The following is a 19,899-nucleotide window of genomic DNA, read 5'->3' as shown; positions in this document are numbered from 1 at the left end:
TCTTCCAACAGCGGAGCCGCTGGCTTTGATTTCGGGCGGCCGGCGGTTGAACTTCGGGCGTTCGGTGGAGTTGAACTTCGCTCCGCAGAGCGAGCGATTGCCGGCGAGCGATGTTCAATTCTCACGGCCCAACATCAGTTCACCGACGCGACGCCGTTTTCCAGATACGGGCCGATCTTGCGGAACTTATCGTAACGCTGATTTAGCAGTTCGGCGGTCGGCAACTTCTGAAGTTCGCGCAGCGTCTTGGTGAGATACTGCTTGAGCTTGGCGGCCATCTGGTAATGGTCGCGGTGGGCGCCGCCGAGGGGTTCCTCGACGACGTCATCGACCACGCCCATCTCGAGCAGATGTTTGGAGGTGATCTTCAGAGCGCGGGCGGCCTGAGGAGCGTAGTCGTGGCTCTTCCAGAGAATGCCGGCGCAGCCTTCGGGGCTGATGACCGAGTAGTACGCATTCTCCAGCACGGCGACGCGATCGCCGACGCCAATGCCGAGCGCGCCGCCAGAGCCGCCTTCGCCGATGACCAGGCAGATGATCGGCGTCGGCAGCCGCGACATCGCGAGCATGCTTTCGGCAATCACTTGAGCTTGGCCGCGTTCCTCGGCGCCGATGCCGGGATAAGCCCCGGGCGTATCGATCATCGCGATGATCGGCAGGCCGTATTTGGCGGCGAGCTCCATCTTCTCCATCGCCTTGCGGTAGCCTTCGGGATGGGCGCAGCCGAAGTAACACTCGTTTCGCTCTTTGAGCGTTTTGCCTTTTTGATGGCCGACGAGCATCACCTTGAACTCGTCGAGCTTCGCGAAGCCGGTGCGCAGTGCGCGGTCGTCGCCGAAGAACTTGTCGCCATGGAGCTCCACGAATTCGTCGAACACGAGGTCGACGTAGTCCGTGAACATCGGTCGTTCGGGATGGCGTGCGACGCGAACGGTTTCCCAAGGGTCGAGATTCTTATAGATCGACCGCATCGTTTCGTTGAGTTGCTTGCGCAGCTCGCGAATCTGTTCGCGTGCGTCGCCGTTCTTCGGATCAGCGCTTTCGAGGTCGCGGATCTGGGCTTCGATTTCGTGGATCGGTTGTTCGAACGGGAGTTGGAAGGTGGTGGCCATATTTTAAGGTTCTCTTTTAAACCACGAAACACACGAAAGGAACGAAAAGAAGACAGTTGAGTAACCGCAGATGAACGCTAATGAACGCAGATTCGAATTTGGGGAAAATCTTATCCAATCAATCCTTATTTGCGTTTATCCGCGTTCATCGGCGGTTGCAGATTCTTTCTTCTTCTCGTCTTTTTTCGTGTGTTTCGTGGTTAATCGTCTTTAGGTTCTTCAACCTTCGGAAGCGGCTTTTTGGGTTTGATTTGGAAGACGCGGCCTGCTTTGAGTTCGCGCATGAATTCCATCAGCGATTCGGGGCGATCCTTCGGTTCTTTGGCCAGCATGCGGCCGACTAGGTTCGCGAAGTCATTGTGGACGTTGCGGTTGAGCATTTGCACCGACGGCGGTTTCAGCTTGAGATGCTTGTTCAACAGTTCCGCCGGGCTGGTCGCGGTAAACGGCAGCTTTCCGGTGATCAGTTCATAGACCATGCAGCCAAAGCTGTAGATGTCGGCGCGGGCGTCGCACGCTTGGCCACGGATCTGTTCGGGCGGCATGTAGCTGTGGGTGCCGGCGACCGGCATCTTGCCGCCGAACATCTTGCCAATGCCGGTCTTGATCTTCATCGTCAGCGTGAAGTCGATTAGCCGGATGTGGTTGTTCTCGTCGACGAGAAAATTATCCGGCTTGATATCGCGATGGACCCAACCCCGCCGGTGCATGTGCTCCAGAGCCTGAGCGCATTCCATGAGGATGGTGTCGAGCCGCCAGTGGAGGCTGTCGAGCTGATCGTGAATCTGTTGTTTCAAGTTCGGCGTCTTGAAGAGTTCCATCACGACGTAGGCGCCGTCCTTTTTGCTGTCGCCGTAGTCGTAGGTCTTGATGATCGACGGGTGATCGAGCGCCTTGCCGACGTCGTATTCATGCTTCAGCTGGGCGACGGTCGATCGGTCGTAGCGAGAACCGGGCGGCAGCCATTTCATGGCGTACGCGGTCGTCTCCGCCATCGGGCGGACGGCCCAAATTTCGAACATGGCGCCGGCGCGGATGAGATGAAACATCCGGTAGTTACCGACGAATTCGCGACCGGCTGACATGGCGACGGCTGGGATCGAGACGGAACTGGGCAAGCCGGTCGCAACTGCAGCCGACGGTGAATAATCAGTTTAACCGTTACCGCCGGATGGCGAAATATGGGCGGAGGTCGAGCTTTCTCCCCGCGCCGCCCCCCTGCCCTGGCTTTCTTGACCCGCGGCTAGTACGCGACCCACTGCAAGCAGAGGCCGTGAGGCGGAGCCGTTTGGCCGGCAGCGCAGCGGTCCTTGGCGGCGATGACTTCGGCGACCCATTCGGGCGGCCGCTTGCCGCGGCCGACTTCCACCAGCGTGCCGGCAATGGTGCGGACCATATTGTAGAGGAACCCGTCGCCTTCGACGTCGATGGTGATGATTGCAGCCCCAGGCTCCGCCCGGGGGGCGTTGCGCAGGTCGTTGGGGCCAAGCGTCGTCGGCGGGCGAGCCGACCCCCGGGCGGAGCCCGGGGCTGCAGGAGACAGGATGTCGACGGCGAAGATGGTGCGGACGGTTGAATCGCGTTCGGAACCGACCGATTGAAAGCTGGCGAAGTCGTGCGTGCCGACCATGTGGGCGCCGCCGACCTGCATGGAGACGACGTCGAGCGGCGTGGGAATATGCCACGCGTAGTTGCGGCAGAAGACGGGCCGCCGCGCGTCGTTGTAGATCGTGTAGCGATAACGTTTAAACTTCGCGTCGTGCGTCGCGTGGAAGCCGTCGGCAACGCATTCGACAAGCTGCACCGCGGCGTCTTCGGGAAGCTTTGAGTTGAGCGCGGGAACGAGGGACTCCGGCGGGATGGTAGTCGTCGACTCGACGCTCACGACCTGCCCTGCCGCATGAACGCCGGCGTCAGTGCGGCCGGCGGCGTTCAGGCGAACCGTCTCGCCGGTAATCTCCAGCCACGCCCGTTCAAGTTCACCCTGCACCGTCCGCCGGCCAGGCTGCGCCTGCCAGCCGGAGAAAGCAGCGCCGTCGTAGGCGAGCGTGATCTTAAAACTAGGCAATGACCAAATGACGAATTACCGAATGACGAATGACGAATGGACCAATTTGAGCTCATTCGACATTCGTCATTCGTGCTTCGTCATTCTCCTTACACCGCCGCCTGCGATTTCACCAGCAGCTCCGCAATCTGCACGGCGTTCGTCGCGGCGCCCTTGCGGAGGTTGTCGCTCACGCACCAGAAGGCGAGGCCGTTGTCGCTCGAGAGGTCTTCGCGGATGCGGCCGACGAAGACGGCGTCGTCGCCGTCGCATTGCGCCGGCATCGGGTACTTGCCGCTGTCGAGATCGTCGACCACTTTGATGCCCGGCGTCGCGGCGAACAGTTCGCGGGCTTGGGCGACAGTGATCTTCTTATCGGTTTCGACGAGGATGCTTTCGCTGTGGCAGTTGTCGACCGGCACGCGGATGCAGGTTGGGCAAACTCGGATCGAGTCGTCGCCGAAGATCTTATGGGTCTCGTGAACCATCTTCATTTCTTCGCTCGTGTAGCCCTGATGCTTCGGCGACCCAATCTGCGGCACGAGGTTGAACGCGATGGGGTGTTTGAAGGCCTGATACTGGTAGTCCTCGCCAGCGAGGAACGCGCGCGTCCCGGCCTTCAGATCTTCCTGCCCCTTCACGCCGGCGCCGCTGGTCGCCTGATAGGTGCTGACGACGACGCGGCGAATGCGGCCGAAGTCGTGGAGCGGCTTCATGGCCACGACCATCTGAGTGGTTGAACAGTTGGGGCTGCTGATGAGGCCTTGATGACCTTCGATCGCTTCGGGGTTCACTTCGGGCACCACCAACGGCACCTTGGGTTCCATCCGCCAGTAGCCGCTCTCGTCGACGACGACGCAGCCGCGCTCGACGGCCCAGGGACAGAACTCCTTAGCGGTTTCGTCGGGGGTGCTGCCGATGGCGAGGTCGATGCCCTCGAACACGTCAGGAGTCATCTCTTCGACGAGAAAGTCTTCGCCTTTGAACGTGATGCTCGTGCCGGCCGAGCGTTTCGAGGCGAGAAAGCGAATGTTCCGGTAGGGGAACTCGCGCTCCTCAAGAAGCTGACGGATAATGCGTCCGACGGCGCCGGTGGCGCCTACGATGGCAATCGTCTCGAACACGGCGAAAAATCTCCCAGCACGCGGGGGCGACCGTTGGAACGCTCGGACCGGGGCGGCCGCCTACCGCTTCGCCCTGGACCGGTGGAGTAAACTTCGCAGTATAGGCGACCCGCGGGGGGCGAACAATGTTCGCGCGAGCCGTGAGGGACTGCTAGCGCGCTGGCGGATTTCCCATGGTCAAAGGGCTCCCGACCCCGTTGGGCTTTCGAAACCGGTGGGGCGGCAGCGGGGTTGATAAGATGGAAGCTGCCACTCCCCTGCCCTGCCCTGTGAATCGAACAATGCGCCGAATCCTGGTTCAGACTTCACTGCTGCTTACTGCCCTGGCCGCGGGAATGCCGTGCACGGCGCTCGCCGCCGAACCCGAGGCCGCCGGGCTGTTCGCCAAGCTCGACGCCAACAGCGATGGGCGGCTGGCGGCGGAGGAAGTTGGCAACGAGCAGCGGCTCCTGTTCAGGCGACTCATTCGCACCGGCGACAGCGACGGCGATGGGGATCTTTCCGCCGCTGAGTTCGCCGCCGCGTTGCTGCCAGTCCGAGCGGAAAAGGCGACCGTCGAGAAGCAAGGCAGCCGGTTGCCGGGCGCCGACGCCCTCGTCGTGCTGCTGGTGAGGATGGACGCCAACGGCGACCAGCAGCTCGACGCCGAAGAGATCCCGGCCGACTACCAGCGGGCTTTTCAACAGATGCTCACCGCGGCCGACGACGACAAAAACGGTCGGCTCGATCGCCGGGAGATCGCGGGCGGCTCGCCCAAATTGACGGCGGTGGCGAATCTTGCCGCCCGGCGCATGGGGCTGGATGTTGCCGCGGAAATGAGCGAGATACCGGAAGCGAGCATGGCCCCGATGGAGCAGATGGACGCCTACCCGCAGCCGGGGGAAATGCTGGCCGATCCCAAGCAGGCGGAGAAACTGTTTACTCGGCTGGACGCCAATGGGGATCAGCAGATTGTCGCCAAGGAAGTCGAAGGCCCGTTCGCCGAGCTCATTGACCAAATGATCCGACGCGGCGACGGCAACGACGACCAACGGCTCAACAAGCGAGAGTTTTTGGAGATGGCGGCACGGATTTCGGCGTTCGAAAACGACCAACCAAAACCGGCTACCGTGAAACAGGCCAAGCGGCAACTACTTAACCTTTTCGATCGCAACGGTGACAGCGCTCTCAGCGCGGGCGAAGCGCCGCCGCGACTGCGGCAGAACTTCGCGCAGGCCGATGCGAACGGCGACGGCGAACTCGCGGGGGACGAACTCCAGCAGGTTGCCAAGCGGATGGCTCGCGCGGCGCCCTTCGCGGAAAACCGCAACGGCGACGCGCGCCCCGCCATGAACGAAGACTCGCCAAGTAGGAAATCTTCGCGTAAGTTGAAAGGGAAGTCGCGAGCGGAGAAAAAGGGCCCGATTTAGGCCAATTTTCGCCCGCCACCGACGAAGCGCTCTCGGAACGGCGCTGTTGCTTGTCTTCCGCACATCCCGCGTCGGCTAAGTTTGCGGATTTTTTTGAGGCCGTGAACCGCCTCCGAACCGTGAACAGCCGCGAAGTGTCTACCGTACAGACGGTAACGTTGGCGCGACTTGCTCGCTTGACCCTAGGAACAGGTCAACGCCAGCCTTGCAATCAGAGAAGGGCACTCACCATGTCGGATCAAATACCACTCCCCGCTGGGGCATATCGGAGCCTCCCGCCGGTCACTTTCGACGACGGGGCATTGTTGAAGTTTGGCCGCGAGATTCATGTGCAGTTGCGCGACCTGGAAGCCAAGTTCGTCGTACCGCGGGTTCACCCCAAGGCGTTCTTGGGCGTCGCCCGCCAGGCGCCGCGCCGGCCGCGCTAAGCGGTAAAATTGTTTGGTTCTAAACGAATAAAGCCGTCGGCGACTGCCGACGGCTTTTTTTATGTAGCCAATTTGCGGGCGGCTCTGCGACGCGGGAGTCAGCTTGGGGGACAAAACTTGGGGGTGCGCTGGTTCAATCCCCCGGCTTGAAGAGACGGGAGCCAATCGAACCGCGCTATGTCTGGCGCGGGTCTCCTGGGGGTATGATGATTGGAGAGGGCCGTTCCGCCCGCTCCCCTACACTGCTGACTCGCCACCCCTGCCCGCTTCTCGTTATGAAGGTCATTCTCGCCAGTCCGCGCGGGTTTTGCGCCGGCGTCAATATGGCGATCGAAGCTCTGGAGCTCGCCCTCCAGACGCTGCCGCCGCCGATCTACGTCTATCACGAAATTGTTCACAACAAGTACGTTGTCGAGCACTTCAAGGCGCGGGGCGTCACGTTCGTCGATGAGCTCATCGAAGTCCCGCACGGCGCCACCCTGCTCTTTTCCGCTCATGGCGTGTCGCCTGAGATTCGGCAGATCGCCCGCGACCGGCGGCTGCAGGCGATCGACGCGACTTGCCCGCTGGTGACGAAGGTGCATCTCGAGGCAATTCGCTACGCCAAGGAGGGCTACACGATTCTGCTGATCGGGCATGAGGGGCACGACGAGGTGATCGGTACGATGGGCGAGGCGCCCGAGGCCATCGTGCTTGTTGAGTCTCCCGAAGACGTCGCCCGGCTGCAGATCGCCGACGAGACGAAGCTCGCTTACCTGACGCAGACGACGCTCAGCGTGGACGACGCGAATCGCATCATTTCGAAGCTGAAGGAACGCTTTCCCCAGATCAATTCCCCGCCGAAGGACGACATTTGCTACGCGACGCAGAACCGGCAGGAAGCGGTGGCGAAACTGGCGCCCGATGCGGAGCTAACGCTGGTGCTCGGGAGCCAGAACAGCTCGAACAGCCAGCGACTGGCCGAGCTTTCCGCCGAGCGCGGGGTGCCGGCGTTTCTGATCGACGGCGCGCAAGATATCAATCTCGATTGGTTCACGGGCGTCGGCACGGTGTTGGTTACCGCCGGCGCGAGTGCGCCGGAGGTCGTCGTGGAAAGCGTGCTCGACTTTTTGCGTCAGCGCTTTGACGCGCAGATTGAGGTTCGCTCGCTGCGCGAGGAGGCGGTGTCGTTCCCGCTGCCGCGGGAACTGCGCTCGATCGCGACGCCGCGCGATGCGGCGTCGGGGCTGACGCGCTGATTCTTGATGCAGCGTGCGAAGGGGTCGGGGGCCTTCTGCCAGTGGCGAGTATGCGCTGAATGGAACGCGTCCAGTGGCAAAAGGCCGCCGACCCCGTTAGCGTTACTTGCTCATCCCGAGGGCCTTCCAGAGGAACGCCCATTTGTCGGCGGCTTGGTCGATCCGCTTCGTGATCGGCGTGCCGGCGCCGTGGCCAGCGCGGGTTTCGATCCGGATCAAGATCGGCGCATCTCCGGCTTGGGCCGCCTGGAGTGCCGCGGCGTATTTGAAGCTGTGCATCGGGACGACGCGGTCGTCGGTGTCGGCGGTGGTGATCAGCGTGGCAGGGTAGTTCGTTCCCGGTTTGATGTTGTGATACGGCGAGTAGGCGTACAGCGCCTTGAACTGCTCGGGGTCGGTCGAGACGCCGAACTCGTCACGCCAGAAATGGCCCGCCGTGAACTGGTCGTAGCGGAGCATGTCCATCACGCCGACGGCGGGGAGGCAGGCGCCGAATAGGTCGGGCCGCTGCGTTTCGACGGCGCCGACGAGCAGGCCGCCGTTGCTGCCGCCCATGATGGCCAACTTGGGGGACGATGTATATTTTTCAGCGATCAGCCACTCGGCCGCGGCGATAAAGTCGTCGAAGACGTTCTGCTTATTGAGTTGCTTGCCGGCTTGGTGCCACTCTTCGCCATATTCGCCGCCGCCGCGGAGATTGGCGATGGCCACGACGCCGCCCATATCCATCCAAGCGGCGTACTCGACGGAGAACATCGGCGTAATCGAGATACTGAACCCGCCGTAGGCATAGAGGAGCGTCGGATTCTCGCCGTCGAGCTTCAGCCCCTTGCGGTGGGCGATGATGATCGGCACCTTCGTGCCGTCCTTGCTCGTGGCGAATACCTGACGGGACTCGTACTTCTCGGGCCTGAAAGCGACCTTCGGGGCACGAATCAACTCGGACTTGCCTGCAGTCAAATCGTACCGGTAAACCGATGGCGGCGTGGTGTAACTCGTGAAGGTGTAGAACGTTTCCTTATCGTCCTGGTCGCCGCCAAAGCCGCTGGCCGTGCCAATGCCCGGAAGCGTCACGTCGCCGAGGGGATCGCCCGTGGGGGTGAAGAGTTCGACGCGGGCGGCGACGTCTTCGAGATACTGGAGGATCAGTTTACCGTCGATCAGGCTGACGTTTTCGAGCGTCGCCTTCACGGGGCCGACGATCTGTCCGAGGTGGTCGCGACCGGGTTTCGTGACGTCCATCGCCACGACGCGCTTGGTGGCGGCGTCGAGGTCGGTCATGAAGTAAATCTTGTCGCCGAGATTGCCGATGAAGCCGAATTCGTTCTCGAAGTCGCCAATGAGCGTCGTCCAGGGGGCGTCGGCCGCGGCGGCGACGGGGCGGATGAGAACTTGATTCTGCGGATCGGTGCTGCGCGCGATCGAGAGGATAAGATACTTGTCGTCCTCGGTGCGCGCGATCCAGAAGCTCCAGGTGGGGTTCTCGGAATTATTGTAGATCAACACGTCGGCCGACTGCGGCTCGCCGAGCTTGTGGAAGTGGATTGATTGGTTGAGCGAGAGCGCTTGAAACTTTTCGCCTGCTGGCGGTTCCGGATAGCGGGCGTAGTAGAAGCCATCGCCGGCGGCGTTCCAGACGATATTGCCGTGGCGAGCCCACTTGAGGACATCGGGAAGTTCTCGCCCCGTTTCGACTTCGATGACGTGGATGTTCGACCAGTCGGAGCCTGCTTCTTGCCGCGTGTAGGCGAGGAGCCGGCCATCGTCGCTCACGGCCGTCTGGCCCAAAGCGACCGTCCCGTCGGCGGACCATTTGTTGGGATCGATCAGTACGCGACCGTCGCCGGCATAACTATCGGCAACGTAGAGGACCGATTGGTTTTGCAGGCCGTCGTTCTTGGAGTAGAAATAGCGGCCCCCTTCCTGCCACGGGGCGGAGTAGCGCTCGAAGTTCCACATGTCGGCGAGCGTCTTGCGAATGACGGGCAGCTCGGGGATCGCGTCGAGATAGGCGCGGGTCACCTTGTTTTCCGCGGTGATCCAGTCGGCGACTTCTTGCGACGTACGGGCGTCGTCTTCGAGCCAGCGGTACGGATCGGCAACCTTCACGCCGTGGAAGTCGTCGATCTGGTCGACTCGGCGCGTGTCGGGGTACTTCAACTTGGCGTCCTCGGCGAAGGAGGGAGCAGCAAACGAAACGAGCAGGACAAGCAGGGCGAGACGCATCGCGATTCTCTCCGAATCTGGGGGCCATCTGAGCGAGCAGGATCCTTCGGTGGCCGCAATATCGTACCCTACTTGCCGGTGAATCAACACCAGCGACGGCGATTGAGCATGGGAACGATTTTGCACATGTCTCGCCTAGCTGCTCGCGCTCCGGTAGCTCATCAGGGCTCGCTGAAAGATCCAGCGACTGACGGCCAAACTGGCGACCGTCGCGAAGACGGCGAAGGCCGCGAGCGGCCAGTTCGTCGCCGATAACGGCTTCGCGAGCGTGGCCGCAGGGACGTTGATCACGACCAGAATTGGAATCATGTACGTGAACACAAATCGCAACGGGCTGCCGAACGTTCCCTCGTAAATCTCCATGGGGTAACGCGAGAAGTTGGTGATGTAAAACCAGAAATCGTAGAGCGATTGATTGCGGCCGAGCCAGATGCTGGTCGCGGCGAGCCCGATCATGACGCTGTAGAGAATCAGCGTGCCGAGCACGATGTAGAGGGGATAGAGAAGAAACTGAATTGCGCTGAGCGTCAGCCCGTCGATCCGCGGGATCGAGTAGGCCAGTAGCGCGAGGGCGAGAATTAGTTTGGGAACGGCCGACCAGTTGACGCGCTGCAGAGAGAGCAGGAATTGCGTGTCGATGGGTTTCAGTAGGGCAAAGTCGAGACCGCCCGTGCGAGTGAGTTCGCTCAATTCTTCGGCGTTCGCCATGAAGAACCCTTCGACTAAGCTGTTCACCAGGATCGTGGTGGCAATGAAGACGAAAAATTGGTACTGCGACCAGCCGGCGATGTTGGCGTGACCGTCGCCGTCGGCGTACATGAGCCGATAAATGAGCGTGTAGAACCCCAGGTTCATCAGCGCCCACGACACGCCGAAGATGACTTCAATGATGTAATTGGTGCGGAACGTCATGTCTCGGATGAGACTGTTCCGAGCGAACATCCAGAAGACGGCGAGGTAGTTGGGGCGGTGCATGGGACTAAGGCTGAAGGTTGAATGCGGAAGGATGAAGGTTGGAAGCCGTAACGATCTCAAACGTAGAGCGACGCTGAATGCATTCCTTCCGCATTCAGCATTCATCCTTCAGAATTTCATCTCTCTCATCCTCCATATCCGCTGTAGCGCCGGAAGCCGGCATGCATCAAGCGACGGCTGAGGAGCATGAAGAATAGAGTCCACGCCCCCATGAGAGCCATTTCCTGCCAGAGCTGTTCCGGCGGAATTTTCTCGAGGAAGACGGCCGCCGGAAAGTAAGCGAGGTACTTCAAGGGCAACCAACCGACCCAGGTGCGCCACGGCTCCGGCAAGATCTCCAGCGGGAACATGTGACCGGAGAAGAAGAAGTTGAACAGCATGTAGACGAACAGCAAAGAGCTTATCTCCAGCGTCCAGAATCCGGCGAGCCCGAGCGACGCTTCCAGGAAGAAGCCAAGCAAAAACGACAGTACGAGCGACAGCAGAAACGCCGCCATGTACTCCGCCGGCGGCCAGCCGGGGAAGTAATCGCGGCAGAGGTAAAAAACCAGTGCGAACGGGCCGAGCGCCACGCCGTAGTAGACGAGCTTGTGACCCATCCGCGCCAACAACGAAAACCCGATGAGATCAATCGGCTGGATCAGGAATTTCTTGATCTCGCCGTTGCGAATCTGTCCGGCGATGCCGCTGGCCAAACCGGGCATGCTGGAAAAGGCGCGGGCGACCATCGTCAGCAAGTAGTAGGCGACGATGTCGTTTCGCGTGAAGCCGACCATTGTGCCGTTGCTGGATGAGGCGAAGACGGCGGTCCAGAGAAAAATCTGGGTGATCATCGGCAGGAACCGCATCGTCGTCCCGAGGACGAAGTCGCCGCGGTACGCCAGCCGTTCGGCGACGCACATCGTGAAGACGGTCCACCAGATTTGGGCGCGGGCCAACATCGGGGGTTCCTAATTCTTGCCTGCGGCGGCAACATTGGCTGCGGTCGTCGCGATGTTCGCATCTTGCGAATCGCGCTGTTGCTTTTCGGTGAGTGCGAAGAGGCTGGCGATCACCTCTTCGAGCGGCGGGTCCTCGACGCTGACGTCGAGGATGGAGTAATTGGCGAGGACGTTGGTAAGGACGCTGGCGATCTGATTGCGATCGACTTCGATCTTCGCCCGCGGCGGAGCGAGCTCGCGCACCTCGCCGAAGCGGGCCAGATCGCTTGGCATCCGATCGTCGGCGAAGTCGACGGTGAGAATCTTATAATCGCTGAAGCGATCAATCACACCTTCCAGCGAGCCATCATGGACGATCTCGCCGCCGGCGATGATCACGACGCGCTTACAAAGCGCCGCCACGTCCTTCATGTAGTGGCTCGTCAGCAGAATCGTGATGCCGCGGACCTGTTGGTAGTGCTTGAGAAACTTCTGGATGTTGTGCTGCGCGACGACGTCGAGACCAATCGTCGGTTCGTCGAGGAAGAGGACTTCGGGCGAATGTAGCAGCGCGGCGATCAACTCCATCTTCATCCGTTCGCCGAGCGACAGCTCGCGCACCGGCTGGCCGAGGAGTTTGGCGACGCCGAGGAGGTCGACGAGTTCGTCTTTCGTTTGCTTGAATGCCGTCGGCTCGATGCCGTAGATCTTCTGGTGAAGTTGAAACGATTCTTGAGCCGGGAGATCCCACCAGAGCTGATTCTTTTGTCCCATCACCAGGGCGAATCGACGGCGATAATCGTTCTCGCGCTCCCAGGGGACGTAGCCCAGGACGCGGGCCTCGCCGGCGGTGGGAGTGATCACTCCCGAAAGCAGTTTGAGCGTCGTCGTCTTGCCGGCGCCATTTGGGCCGAGGAAGGCGACGAACTCGCCCTTGTCGACCGTGAGATCGATCCCTTTGACCGCGTTCACTTCGCGGTATTCACGGTGGAATAGGCCGCTGAACGAGGCGAGGAGCCCCTCTTTTTTTTGATAGACGCGATAGGACTTGCGCAGTCCGTGGATCTCGATAACGCTCATAGGCAGCCGATTATAGGCAGCGCCGCGCGAGCAGGACAGAGCCGGCGGCTTCGCCCATGGTCGGCATCGTGCCGATCCAGGTCGACTGCTGGTGGTCAACGCGCTGCGGACGGTCCATAATATCGGGTTCTACTACTGGAACGCGGAAGCGATTAGGTCCCCTTGCTTTCCCCCTACCCTGCCGATATGCCGCTGACCTTCATTGATCGCTTGCAACGCCGCTTCGGTTGGCTTGCCGTTCCGAACGTGACGATCACGTTGATCATCGGCCAGGCGGTATTGTACATGGCCAACTTGCCCACAAAGCTAGGGATGCGCCTCCAGGGCGTCTCGCTCGATCGCGTCATGCTCGATCCGGCGAAAGTGATGGAAGGCGAAGTCTGGCGACTTGCGACCTTCATGTTCACGCCGCCGAACATTGGCCCTCTGTTCGTCATTTTTTACTTCGCGCTGCTCCATTTATTTGGATCGACGCTTGAGCAGCAGTGGGGAACGTTCAAGTACAACTTATTCTTGCTAGTAGGCTATATTGCGAACGTCGCTGCTGCTTTTCTCGGAGCCGCCCTCTTGGGGGCGCAGGTGCAAGAGATTGGCGGCAGCAAACTTGTGCTCGCGTCGATCACCGCTCCCAACTCTTTTCTTTACCTGAGCGTCTTCCTGGCGTTTGCTCGACTCTACCCCGACTTTATCATCAATCTGTTCTTCGTCCTGCCGATTCGGATCAAGTGGTTGGCGCTCCTGGCATGGATCAGCTACGCCTATGTGCTGGTCACTGGTAACTCGATGGATCGGGCGCTCATTATCGCGACGATTCTGAACTACCTATTGTTCTTCGGCGGCGAGCACGTTCGCGAATGGCGCCAGGGTCAGCGCAAGCGGACGTTTCAGTCGCAAGCCAAACGCGCCACCGCCGCGGCACGGCATGTGTGCGCCGTGTGCGGCATTAGCAGCGTTGAGTCGCCGCGGACGCTGTTCCGCTACTGCTCGAAGTGCTCAGGCCAACGCTGCTATTGTCCCGATCATATTCGCGACCATGAGCATGTGATCGACAAGGAGCCGGTCGTGTAACGTTGGCCGCGCTACGCAGCATGGCGAGCTGTCGCCGTTCTCGTCGGTTCAGCGGCCAGCGTCGAGATTAGTTCCACGGTGCGCCTGGTTGCGCCTTGTTGGCTGACGACCAAGCGTTGAGCGCGCTCGCCGAGACGTTGCGCGTATTCCGGCGAGTCGAGCGACTGCCGGACGAAAGCCTCGAACTCTGCCGGGCTGCGCACGACCTGGGCGCCGTCGGCGGCCAGGAGTTGCCCGACAATGTCGCGAAAGTTCCAAGTGTTTGGCCCGAAGCAGGTCGCCACGCCGTAGGCGGCAGGTTCGAGCATGTTCTGTCCGCCGCGGTCGCCAAAGCTGCCGCCGACAAAGCCGATCGTCGCCGTGCCCCACCAGGCGCCAAGTTCGCCGATTGTATCGACGAGCAGCACCCGCCAATCGCTCGTCGCGGCGGTGCGACTCGGTTCCGCGCCGAGCTCGCTTCGCCGCCGCCAAGCGACGCCGTGGTTGCGGAGCAGCGTCGCGACTTCCTCAAAACGTTCCGGATGTCGCGGCACCAGAATCAAACGCAAGTCCGGGTACGCGGGCGCGAGTCGCTGAACAATCTCCAGTGCGTAACGCTCTTCAGGATCTTGAGTGCTGCCGGCGAGGAAGACGATCGATTGAGGCGACAAGCCGACAAGCTCACGCAGCGCAATAGTCTTAGGATTGTTGCGCTCCGTTTTCGCGCCGTCGAACTTCAACGAGCCGGTGGCATGAACTGAATGAGGGCGCGCACCCAGTTGGCGGAATCGATCGGCGGTCTCCTCGTTCTGCGCGGCGATCAAGTCAATGCGACGCAAGCTGGGGACGACCAACGCCCGGACGCGGCGGTATCCGCGGAAGCTTTTGTCGCTTAACCGGCCGTTGATGATCGCCGTCTTCGCGCCGCAGCGCTTGGCGGCAGCGATCAGGTTTGGCCAGAGTTCTAGCTCGGCGAGCACCAGCATCGTCGGCCGGATGCGCCGCATGGCCGTCGCGGTCGCCCAGGTGAAGTCGAGCGGACAGTAGAAGACGGTGCGATCGGCGTACTTCTTGCGGGCCAGGTCGTACCCAGTCTTTGTCGTCGTCGAGACGACGATCTCCCAATCAGGACGCTGTGCCGCGATCTCGGCGATCGTCGTCGCCAGCAGGTTGACCTCGCCGACGCTGACGGCATGCAGCCACACGCAAGGCCGATTGCCCGCGCGACGCGGAGCCAACCCGAGGAACTTGGCCGCAAAGCCTTCGCGATGCTTACCGGTGCGCACGGCTGACCAGACGATCCACGGCGACGCGATGACTAGTAGCGTTAGGTAGAGGGCATTGAGGGCGAAGCTAGCGAGTCGCGACATTGGGGAATCCTTTCCCGGCCGTAGCTCGATCAATCGATTTGCAACGACGCGACTAGTTTCCGCCGCAGCAGTTCTTGTACTTCTTGCCGCTGCCGCAGGGGCAAGGGGCGTTTCGAGACACCTTTTCGCCCATATTGCGGATCGGCTCGATCTTGCTCGGCGCCTGCGACCCGTCGATTCCCGCCTGCTGATCGGGGTCCAGCAGCGGCGTCGACGGCGGAGCCTCTTCCTTGATCGCCCGCGGCTCAACCCAGGTGCTGCCGACGAAGTTCTCGTCAAGCTGTTCCATCTTGAAGACGAGGTCGGTGACGTAGTTGCCGACTGACTTCCACATCGTCTCGAACAGCCGCATGCCTTCGCGCTTGTACTCGACCTTGGGATCGATCTGAGCGTAGCCGCGGAGTCCGACGCTCGAGCGAAGGTGATCCATCGTCAACAGGTGTTCTTTCCAAGCCTGGTCGAGAATCTGCAGCAGCAGCGTCCGCTCCAGGCGACGCATCTCGGGGCGGTAGCGGTCTTCGACCAGTTGCGAGACGCGCCGGCGGGCCTCTTCGTGGTCAAGCTTCGCCAACTCTTCTTGCGTCAGATCGCAGTGGCACGACTCGCGGAGCCATGTCGCCAGATCGGTGAGCTTGCCGTTGTTTCCCGTCGCTTGTCCCAGCGTCACTTGCGCGCCGGCGTCGCTAAAGAGGGCATCGACCTTCTTTTGCGCTTCGGCGGCGACCTTCGTCGCGAGGACATTGTTCTCACGGCTATGAACAAGCAAGAGTTGACGGATTTCGTCCCGCTGCTTGTTCTTCAAGTCGTCCAGCGAAAGCTCGACGCCGAAACGGCGCTTCGCCCACTCGACCAGATCTTCGCGTTGAAAGCCCTGCTGTTGTTGGCCAGCGGCGCGGCCCGAGAACCGGTAGAGCCCGGCGAGCACCGGGAACTCCGATTCGCGCTCGGCATACGCGGCGGCCGCGCGATCGAGCGCAATGCGGCGGAACTCACGAGCGTCGACCTTCGCCATTTCGTCCGGCGATAGTTCAACGCCGAACTTATCGTGCAGCCAGGCGCATGCCGTCCGGATGCCGTAGCCAGGCTCCAAGTAACGGGCGCAACTGCTCAGATCAACTTTCTCGATCGCCTTGTGAGCATCCTCGATCAGCTGTTCGTCGAGTTTGTCGCGGCCGATCTTCTTCAAATCTCGGTCGCGATAGTTCGTGCCCCAACGGGTGTTCGCCCAGTGAGCCAGCGCGACCCAATTCCATTCGGATTCGTCGTCCGACTCCTCAGGAAGGTTTTCCTCAATGGCGTCGAGCACCTGCGACTCGGCCTTGCGCGTCGCTTCGTCGGAAGCGATCCGCGAGGCGTCGTCAAAGCTTGCGCCTTTGAAGTCGCGAGGATTAAGTTCCACGGTCAACAGATTGCCGGCGGCTGCAGCGAATGAGTCCGCGCCGTAGTCGGCGTCGAGGAACACTTGCATGGCCGCGTCGGCCTGCTCGTTGATCATTGCGAGGATCAGATCGCGGCAGTTGTCGCCATCGAGAATTCGCTGACGATAGCCGTAGACCCGCTTCCGCTGCTCGTCCATCACCTCGTCGTATTCGAGCAGATTCTTGCGAATTTCGAAGTTGCGTTCTTCAACCTTCTTCTGGGCGCCTTCGATGCGACGCGACACCATGCGGCTCTCGATCGCTTCGCCTTCTTTCATGCCGAGTCGGGTGAGCACATTTTTCACCCACTCGCCGGCGAAGATTCGCATCAGGTCGTCTTCGAGCGATAGGTAGAAGCGGCTGCTGCCGGGATCCCCCTGACGTCCGCAACGACCGCGGAGCTGCAGATCGATGCGGCGCGATTCATGGCGTTCGGTGCCGATGATATGGAGGCCGCCCAATTGCTTGACTTGTACGCCTTCCTCCTTCATCTTTTCGCGACGCTCGATGGAGGTGACAAGCTGCTCCCATTCGTCGTGCGGAACTTCGAGTCGCGTCGGGTACTTATCCTGTAGTTGGGCCCATGCCATCGTCTCGGCGTTGCCGCCGAGAATGATGTCCGTGCCGCGGCCAGCCATATTCGTGGCAATCGTCACGGCGCCGAGGCGGCCGGCTTGCGCGACGATCTCGGCTTCGCGCTTATGGTGCTTCGCGTTGAGAACTTCGTGCTTCACGCCGCGTTTGTTGAGCAGGCTCGACAGACGTTCGCTCTTTTCGATCGACACTGTGCCGACCAGAATTGGCCGGCCAGGATGTTGGATCTCGGCGATGCGGTCACGCGAGATCGTTTCGATCTTGCGAGTCTCGTCGAGTTCAACGGCGACGGCGCCTTGGTCCTCGCTCTTCAGCTTGCCGATGAAGAACTCGCCGTTCTTCAGTTGCACGGTCGTGTGGCGGTTGAGACGCTCGATCTCCTCGGCGAGAGCGATGAACTTTTCCTTCTCGGTCCGATAGATGACGTCAGGGTGCTCAAGGCGCTGCATTGGGCGGTTCGTCGGCACGCCAATGACGTCGAGCTTGTAGATTTTCCAGAACTCGCCGGCTTCCGTAAGGGCGGTGCCCGTCATGCCCGAGATCTTCTTGTAGAGCTTGAAGAAGTTCTGCAGGGTGATCGTGGCGAGAGTCTGGTTCTCTTCCTTGATCTGCACGCCTTCCTTCGCCTCGACGGCCTGATGCAGTCCGTCGCTCCATTGGCGGCCTTCCATCAAACGGCCGGTGAACTCGTCAACGATGATGACCCGCCCCTCTTGCACGACGTAATTTACGTCACGCTTGTAGAGGTGGTGGGCCTTCAGCGAGTTGTCGATGAGATGCGGCCATTGCATATTGCCGGCCGTGTAGAAGCTCTCGACGCCAGCCAGCTTCTCGGCCTCGCGGACGCCCGCGTCGGTGAGGTGGGCGCTGTGCTCTTTTTCTTTAACTTCGAAATGGAGCTCCGGCTTCAGTTGCCGGGCAATTTTGTCGGCCTTGACGTACTTGGTGACGTCGTCGCGGGCCGGACCGGAGATGATCAGCGGCGTCCGCGCCTCGTCGATGAGAATGTTGTCGACTTCGTCGACGATGGCGTAGTTGAGGACGCCTTGCGCCTGTTGGTCGCGCTTCGGGAAATTGTCGTCGCCGCGGGCGGCGACCCGCATATTGTCGCGCAGATAGTCGAACCCGAACTCGTTGTTCGTGCCATAGGTGATGTCGCAGGCGTACGACTGCTGCCGCTCGCCCGATTCCATGCCGCTCTGGATGTTCCCAACGGTCAGACCCAGTCCGGTATAGAGCGGTCCCATCCATTCCATGTCGCGACGAGCGAGGTAGTCGTTCACGGTGACGACGTGGACGCCCTTGCCGCTGATGGCATTGAGATAGGCGGGCAACGTCGCAACGAGCGTTTTACCTTCGCCGGTGACCATTTCGGCGATGTTTCCCTCATGGAGAATCATGCCGCCGATAAGTTGGACGTCGTAATGGCGCATGCCGAGGAATCGACGCCCACCCTCGCGGCAGACGGCAAATGCTTCGACAAGGAGATCATCGAGCGATTCGCCGGCGTCGAGACGCTTGCGGAACTCGGCGGTCTGGTTGCGCAATTGTTCGTCGGTCATCGCCTGGTACTTCGGTTCCAGCGCGTTGATGGCGTCGACCTTCGGCTGCAAGCGGCGCAGGACGCGCGCATTCGCGGACCCGAACAGCGCCGTGATGCCTCGTTCAAAACGGCCCAGAATACCGTTAAAGAACCCGGCGATGATTTCCCAAATGCGTTCCAGAACTTCCATCGTCTACCCAATACGCTCAAATAATGAATGGCTTTCGGCCGCCGCCGAGGTTTGCTCAGTCGACGCGGGCCGCTGGCAGAGCGACTCTCGACATTGAGAGGCTGTCCAGCCGACGAACCCAGCGGGCATGCCACGGCGCGCCGACGGCTGCAAGCAGCAAGGGCGACCCCATCGCCCGAATCGCAAATTCTATGAGAATCGCGCCCGCGGGGCGAAGACCGACCTTCGTCCGACGCGCGCAAAATCAGCGCAACGTTATCGCAGCAAAAAGTTTATAGCGATTCAGAGGCAGGGTCAAGGCGAGCTTGCCGGTCGCGGCGACGGGCGCGATTGGGCAAATCGGCCGCGTCCGCTGGGGTCTCGGCAATCAATAGGCGAGTTACTTCCGCGGCCCGTAGACTTGCAGAATGTAGCCTGCACTGAATAGGCAAACGGCGACGACGAGGAACTGCAGCATTTGGCCAGCCCGAATGCGGTTCATGAGCTGGGCGACCATCGCCAGGACAGGTATCGTCAGACCGGCGAGTTGGAGAAGTCTAGCGGCAGCTTGCATGGCCAGCACAGTACCGATTGGCCCGGGAAATGGCAACGGGAGGCCTTGGCGGGATAGCGGTTGGAAACATACTGGTGGCCATGGAAGTCACTTCGCCACGCACCGCCGAGGAATTCGAACGCTACTTCGCACTGCGCTGGCAGGTCCTGCGCGATCCGTTCCAACAACCTCGCGGAAGCGAACGGGATGACCTCGATCGACCGGGGAGCGGGACCGAGCATGCGGTGATCTTCGGCGATTCGGGCGAGGCGATCGCCGCCGGCCGGATCCAGTTGAATTCCCCGGAAGAGGCTCAAATCCGCTACATGGCCGTCGCTGAATCGCGGCGGGGCGAAGGCTTGGGGAGGCTGATCGTCCGTAGGCTTGAGGAGATTGCTCGGCAACGGGGCGCCAAGTACGCCGTGTTAAACGCTCGCGACGAGGCGGTCGGCTTCTACCGCGCGCTCGGTTACATAGTTGTTGGCGTGGGTCCGACGATCTTCGGCTCGGTCACCCATTCCCGGATGCAGCGCCTCCTCTAAGCTGTTTGATCGTAGTGATTTAGGTAAAATCGGGTCGTCATCGGCCGCTTGCTAAACTACTTTAACGGCCTGTGTCCGATCGAACGTACACTTATCCAGCCACG

General features: G+C 61.0%; 16 protein-coding genes. 5 read left to right on the top strand and 11 right to left on the bottom strand.

Annotated elements, in window-relative coordinates; genetic code table 11:
• Positions 1–134: 134 nt before the first annotated feature.
• From I41_RS19460 to I41_RS19445, 4 genes are all read right to left on the bottom strand, one after another.
• Positions 135–1,112, bottom strand: a complete 978-nt coding sequence (locus tag I41_RS19460) for an acetyl-CoA carboxylase carboxyltransferase subunit alpha (protein ID WP_145434593.1) — start codon at positions 1,110–1,112, stop codon at positions 135–137.
• A gap of 200 nt (positions 1,113–1,312) precedes the next feature.
• Complete coding sequence (locus tag I41_RS19455) at positions 1,313–2,197, bottom strand: serine/threonine protein kinase (protein WP_145434592.1); 885 nt, start codon at positions 2,195–2,197, stop codon at positions 1,313–1,315.
• A gap of 158 nt (positions 2,198–2,355) precedes the next feature.
• Positions 2,356–3,180 (bottom strand): tRNA pseudouridine(38-40) synthase TruA, encoded by an 825-nt coding sequence (truA, locus tag I41_RS19450; RefSeq protein ID WP_168207032.1) that lies wholly within the window; start codon positions 3,178–3,180, stop codon positions 2,356–2,358.
• A gap of 89 nt (positions 3,181–3,269) precedes the next feature.
• Complete coding sequence (locus I41_RS19445; protein WP_145434590.1) at positions 3,270–4,283, bottom strand: aspartate-semialdehyde dehydrogenase; 1,014 nt, start codon at positions 4,281–4,283, stop codon at positions 3,270–3,272.
• Positions 4,284–4,564: 281 nt separating this feature from the next.
• Here I41_RS19445 and I41_RS19440 point away from each other — a divergent pair, with 281 nt between their 5' ends.
• The 3 genes from I41_RS19440 to ispH all read left to right on the top strand — a co-directional run bounded on the left by I41_RS19440 (position 4,565) and on the right by ispH (position 7,358).
• Positions 4,565–5,692 (top strand): EF-hand domain-containing protein, encoded by a 1,128-nt coding sequence (locus I41_RS19440; protein ID WP_168207031.1) that lies wholly within the window; start codon positions 4,565–4,567, stop codon positions 5,690–5,692.
• Positions 5,693–5,922: 230 nt separating this feature from the next.
• The gene (locus I41_RS19435; protein ID WP_145434588.1) at positions 5,923–6,120 is read left to right on the top strand and encodes a hypothetical protein; all 198 of its coding nucleotides are present in this window, start codon (positions 5,923–5,925) and stop codon (positions 6,118–6,120) included.
• A gap of 275 nt (positions 6,121–6,395) precedes the next feature.
• Positions 6,396–7,358, top strand: a complete 963-nt coding sequence (ispH, locus tag I41_RS19430) for a 4-hydroxy-3-methylbut-2-enyl diphosphate reductase (protein ID WP_145434587.1) — start codon at positions 6,396–6,398, stop codon at positions 7,356–7,358.
• A gap of 102 nt (positions 7,359–7,460) precedes the next feature.
• Here ispH and I41_RS19425 read toward each other — a convergent pair whose 3' ends face one another.
• The 4 genes from I41_RS19425 to I41_RS19410 form a co-directional block, all read right to left on the bottom strand.
• Positions 7,461–9,584 carry a prolyl oligopeptidase family serine peptidase gene (locus I41_RS19425; protein WP_145434586.1) on the bottom strand — a complete coding sequence of 708 codons (2,124 nt, stop codon included), beginning with the start codon at positions 9,582–9,584 and terminating at the stop codon, positions 7,461–7,463.
• A 135-nt stretch (positions 9,585–9,719) separates the two neighbouring features.
• Entirely contained in the window at positions 9,720–10,559 is an 840-nt protein-coding gene (locus I41_RS19420) for an ABC transporter permease (protein WP_210421007.1), read from the bottom strand.
• 125 nt (positions 10,560–10,684) lie between these two features.
• Entirely contained in the window at positions 10,685–11,500 is an 816-nt protein-coding gene (locus I41_RS19415) for an ABC transporter permease (protein ID WP_145434584.1), read from the bottom strand.
• Between the two features lie 9 nt (positions 11,501–11,509).
• Positions 11,510–12,559, bottom strand: a complete 1,050-nt coding sequence (locus I41_RS19410; protein WP_145434583.1) for an ABC transporter ATP-binding protein — start codon at positions 12,557–12,559, stop codon at positions 11,510–11,512.
• Between the two features lie 186 nt (positions 12,560–12,745).
• Here I41_RS19410 and I41_RS19405 point away from each other — a divergent pair, with 186 nt between their 5' ends.
• Entirely contained in the window at positions 12,746–13,627 is an 882-nt protein-coding gene (locus tag I41_RS19405) for a rhomboid family intramembrane serine protease (protein ID WP_145434582.1), read from the top strand.
• Between the two features lie 11 nt (positions 13,628–13,638).
• On the opposite strand, the gene I41_RS19400 is transcribed toward I41_RS19405, so the two are convergent.
• The 3 genes from I41_RS19400 to I41_RS27450 all read right to left on the bottom strand — a co-directional run bounded on the left by I41_RS19400 (position 13,639) and on the right by I41_RS27450 (position 19,274).
• Positions 13,639–14,976, bottom strand: coding sequence for a 3-deoxy-D-manno-octulosonic acid transferase (locus tag I41_RS19400; protein WP_145434581.1), 1,338 nt, complete (start codon positions 14,974–14,976; stop codon positions 13,639–13,641).
• Positions 14,977–15,028: 52 nt separating this feature from the next.
• Positions 15,029–18,721 (bottom strand): preprotein translocase subunit SecA, encoded by a 3,693-nt coding sequence (gene secA / locus I41_RS19395; protein WP_145434580.1) that lies wholly within the window; start codon positions 18,719–18,721, stop codon positions 15,029–15,031.
• Between the two features lie 379 nt (positions 18,722–19,100).
• Positions 19,101–19,274 (bottom strand): hypothetical protein, encoded by a 174-nt coding sequence (locus I41_RS27450; RefSeq protein WP_168207030.1) that lies wholly within the window; start codon positions 19,272–19,274, stop codon positions 19,101–19,103.
• 80 nt (positions 19,275–19,354) lie between these two features.
• Here I41_RS27450 and I41_RS19390 point away from each other — a divergent pair, with 80 nt between their 5' ends.
• Positions 19,355–19,795, top strand: a complete 441-nt coding sequence (locus I41_RS19390; RefSeq protein WP_168207029.1) for a GNAT family N-acetyltransferase — start codon at positions 19,355–19,357, stop codon at positions 19,793–19,795.
• The last annotated feature ends 104 nt before the right edge of the window (positions 19,796–19,899 follow it).

Origin of the sequence: Lacipirellula limnantheis (assembly GCF_007746075.1) — a bacterium.
GTDB classification, from domain to species: domain Bacteria; phylum Planctomycetota; class Planctomycetia; order Pirellulales; family Lacipirellulaceae; genus Lacipirellula; species Lacipirellula limnantheis.
Note: the sequence above shows the minus strand (reverse complement) of the source record. Positions and strands in the feature narration are given on the sequence as shown.

What these genes read in the sequence shown, in the direction of transcription:
- I41_RS19460 (WP_145434593.1), bottom strand. Translation starts at nt 1,112, where the DNA reads ATGGCCACCACCTTCCAACTCCCGTTCGAACAACCGATCCACGAAATC.
- I41_RS19455 (WP_145434592.1), bottom strand. Translation starts at nt 2,197, where the DNA reads ATGTCAGCCGGTCGCGAATTCGTCGGTAACTACCGGATGTTTCATCTC.
- I41_RS19440 (WP_168207031.1), top strand. Translation starts at nt 4,565, where the DNA reads ATGCGCCGAATCCTGGTTCAGACTTCACTGCTGCTTACTGCCCTGGCC.
- I41_RS19435 (WP_145434588.1), top strand. Translation starts at nt 5,923, where the DNA reads ATGTCGGATCAAATACCACTCCCCGCTGGGGCATATCGGAGCCTCCCG.
- ispH (WP_145434587.1), top strand. Translation starts at nt 6,396, where the DNA reads ATGAAGGTCATTCTCGCCAGTCCGCGCGGGTTTTGCGCCGGCGTCAAT.
- I41_RS19425 (WP_145434586.1), bottom strand. Translation starts at nt 9,584, where the DNA reads ATGCGTCTCGCCCTGCTTGTCCTGCTCGTTTCGTTTGCTGCTCCCTCC.
- I41_RS19420 (WP_210421007.1), bottom strand. Translation starts at nt 10,559, where the DNA reads ATGCACCGCCCCAACTACCTCGCCGTCTTCTGGATGTTCGCTCGGAAC.
- I41_RS19415 (WP_145434584.1), bottom strand. Translation starts at nt 11,500, where the DNA reads ATGTTGGCCCGCGCCCAAATCTGGTGGACCGTCTTCACGATGTGCGTC.
- I41_RS19410 (WP_145434583.1), bottom strand. Translation starts at nt 12,559, where the DNA reads ATGAGCGTTATCGAGATCCACGGACTGCGCAAGTCCTATCGCGTCTAT.
- I41_RS19405 (WP_145434582.1), top strand. Translation starts at nt 12,746, where the DNA reads ATGCCGCTGACCTTCATTGATCGCTTGCAACGCCGCTTCGGTTGGCTT.
- I41_RS19400 (WP_145434581.1), bottom strand. Translation starts at nt 14,976, where the DNA reads ATGTCGCGACTCGCTAGCTTCGCCCTCAATGCCCTCTACCTAACGCTA.
- secA (WP_145434580.1), bottom strand. Translation starts at nt 18,721, where the DNA reads ATGGAAGTTCTGGAACGCATTTGGGAAATCATCGCCGGGTTCTTTAAC.
- I41_RS27450 (WP_168207030.1), bottom strand. Translation starts at nt 19,274, where the DNA reads ATGCAAGCTGCCGCTAGACTTCTCCAACTCGCCGGTCTGACGATACCT.
- I41_RS19390 (WP_168207029.1), top strand. Translation starts at nt 19,355, where the DNA reads ATGGAAGTCACTTCGCCACGCACCGCCGAGGAATTCGAACGCTACTTC.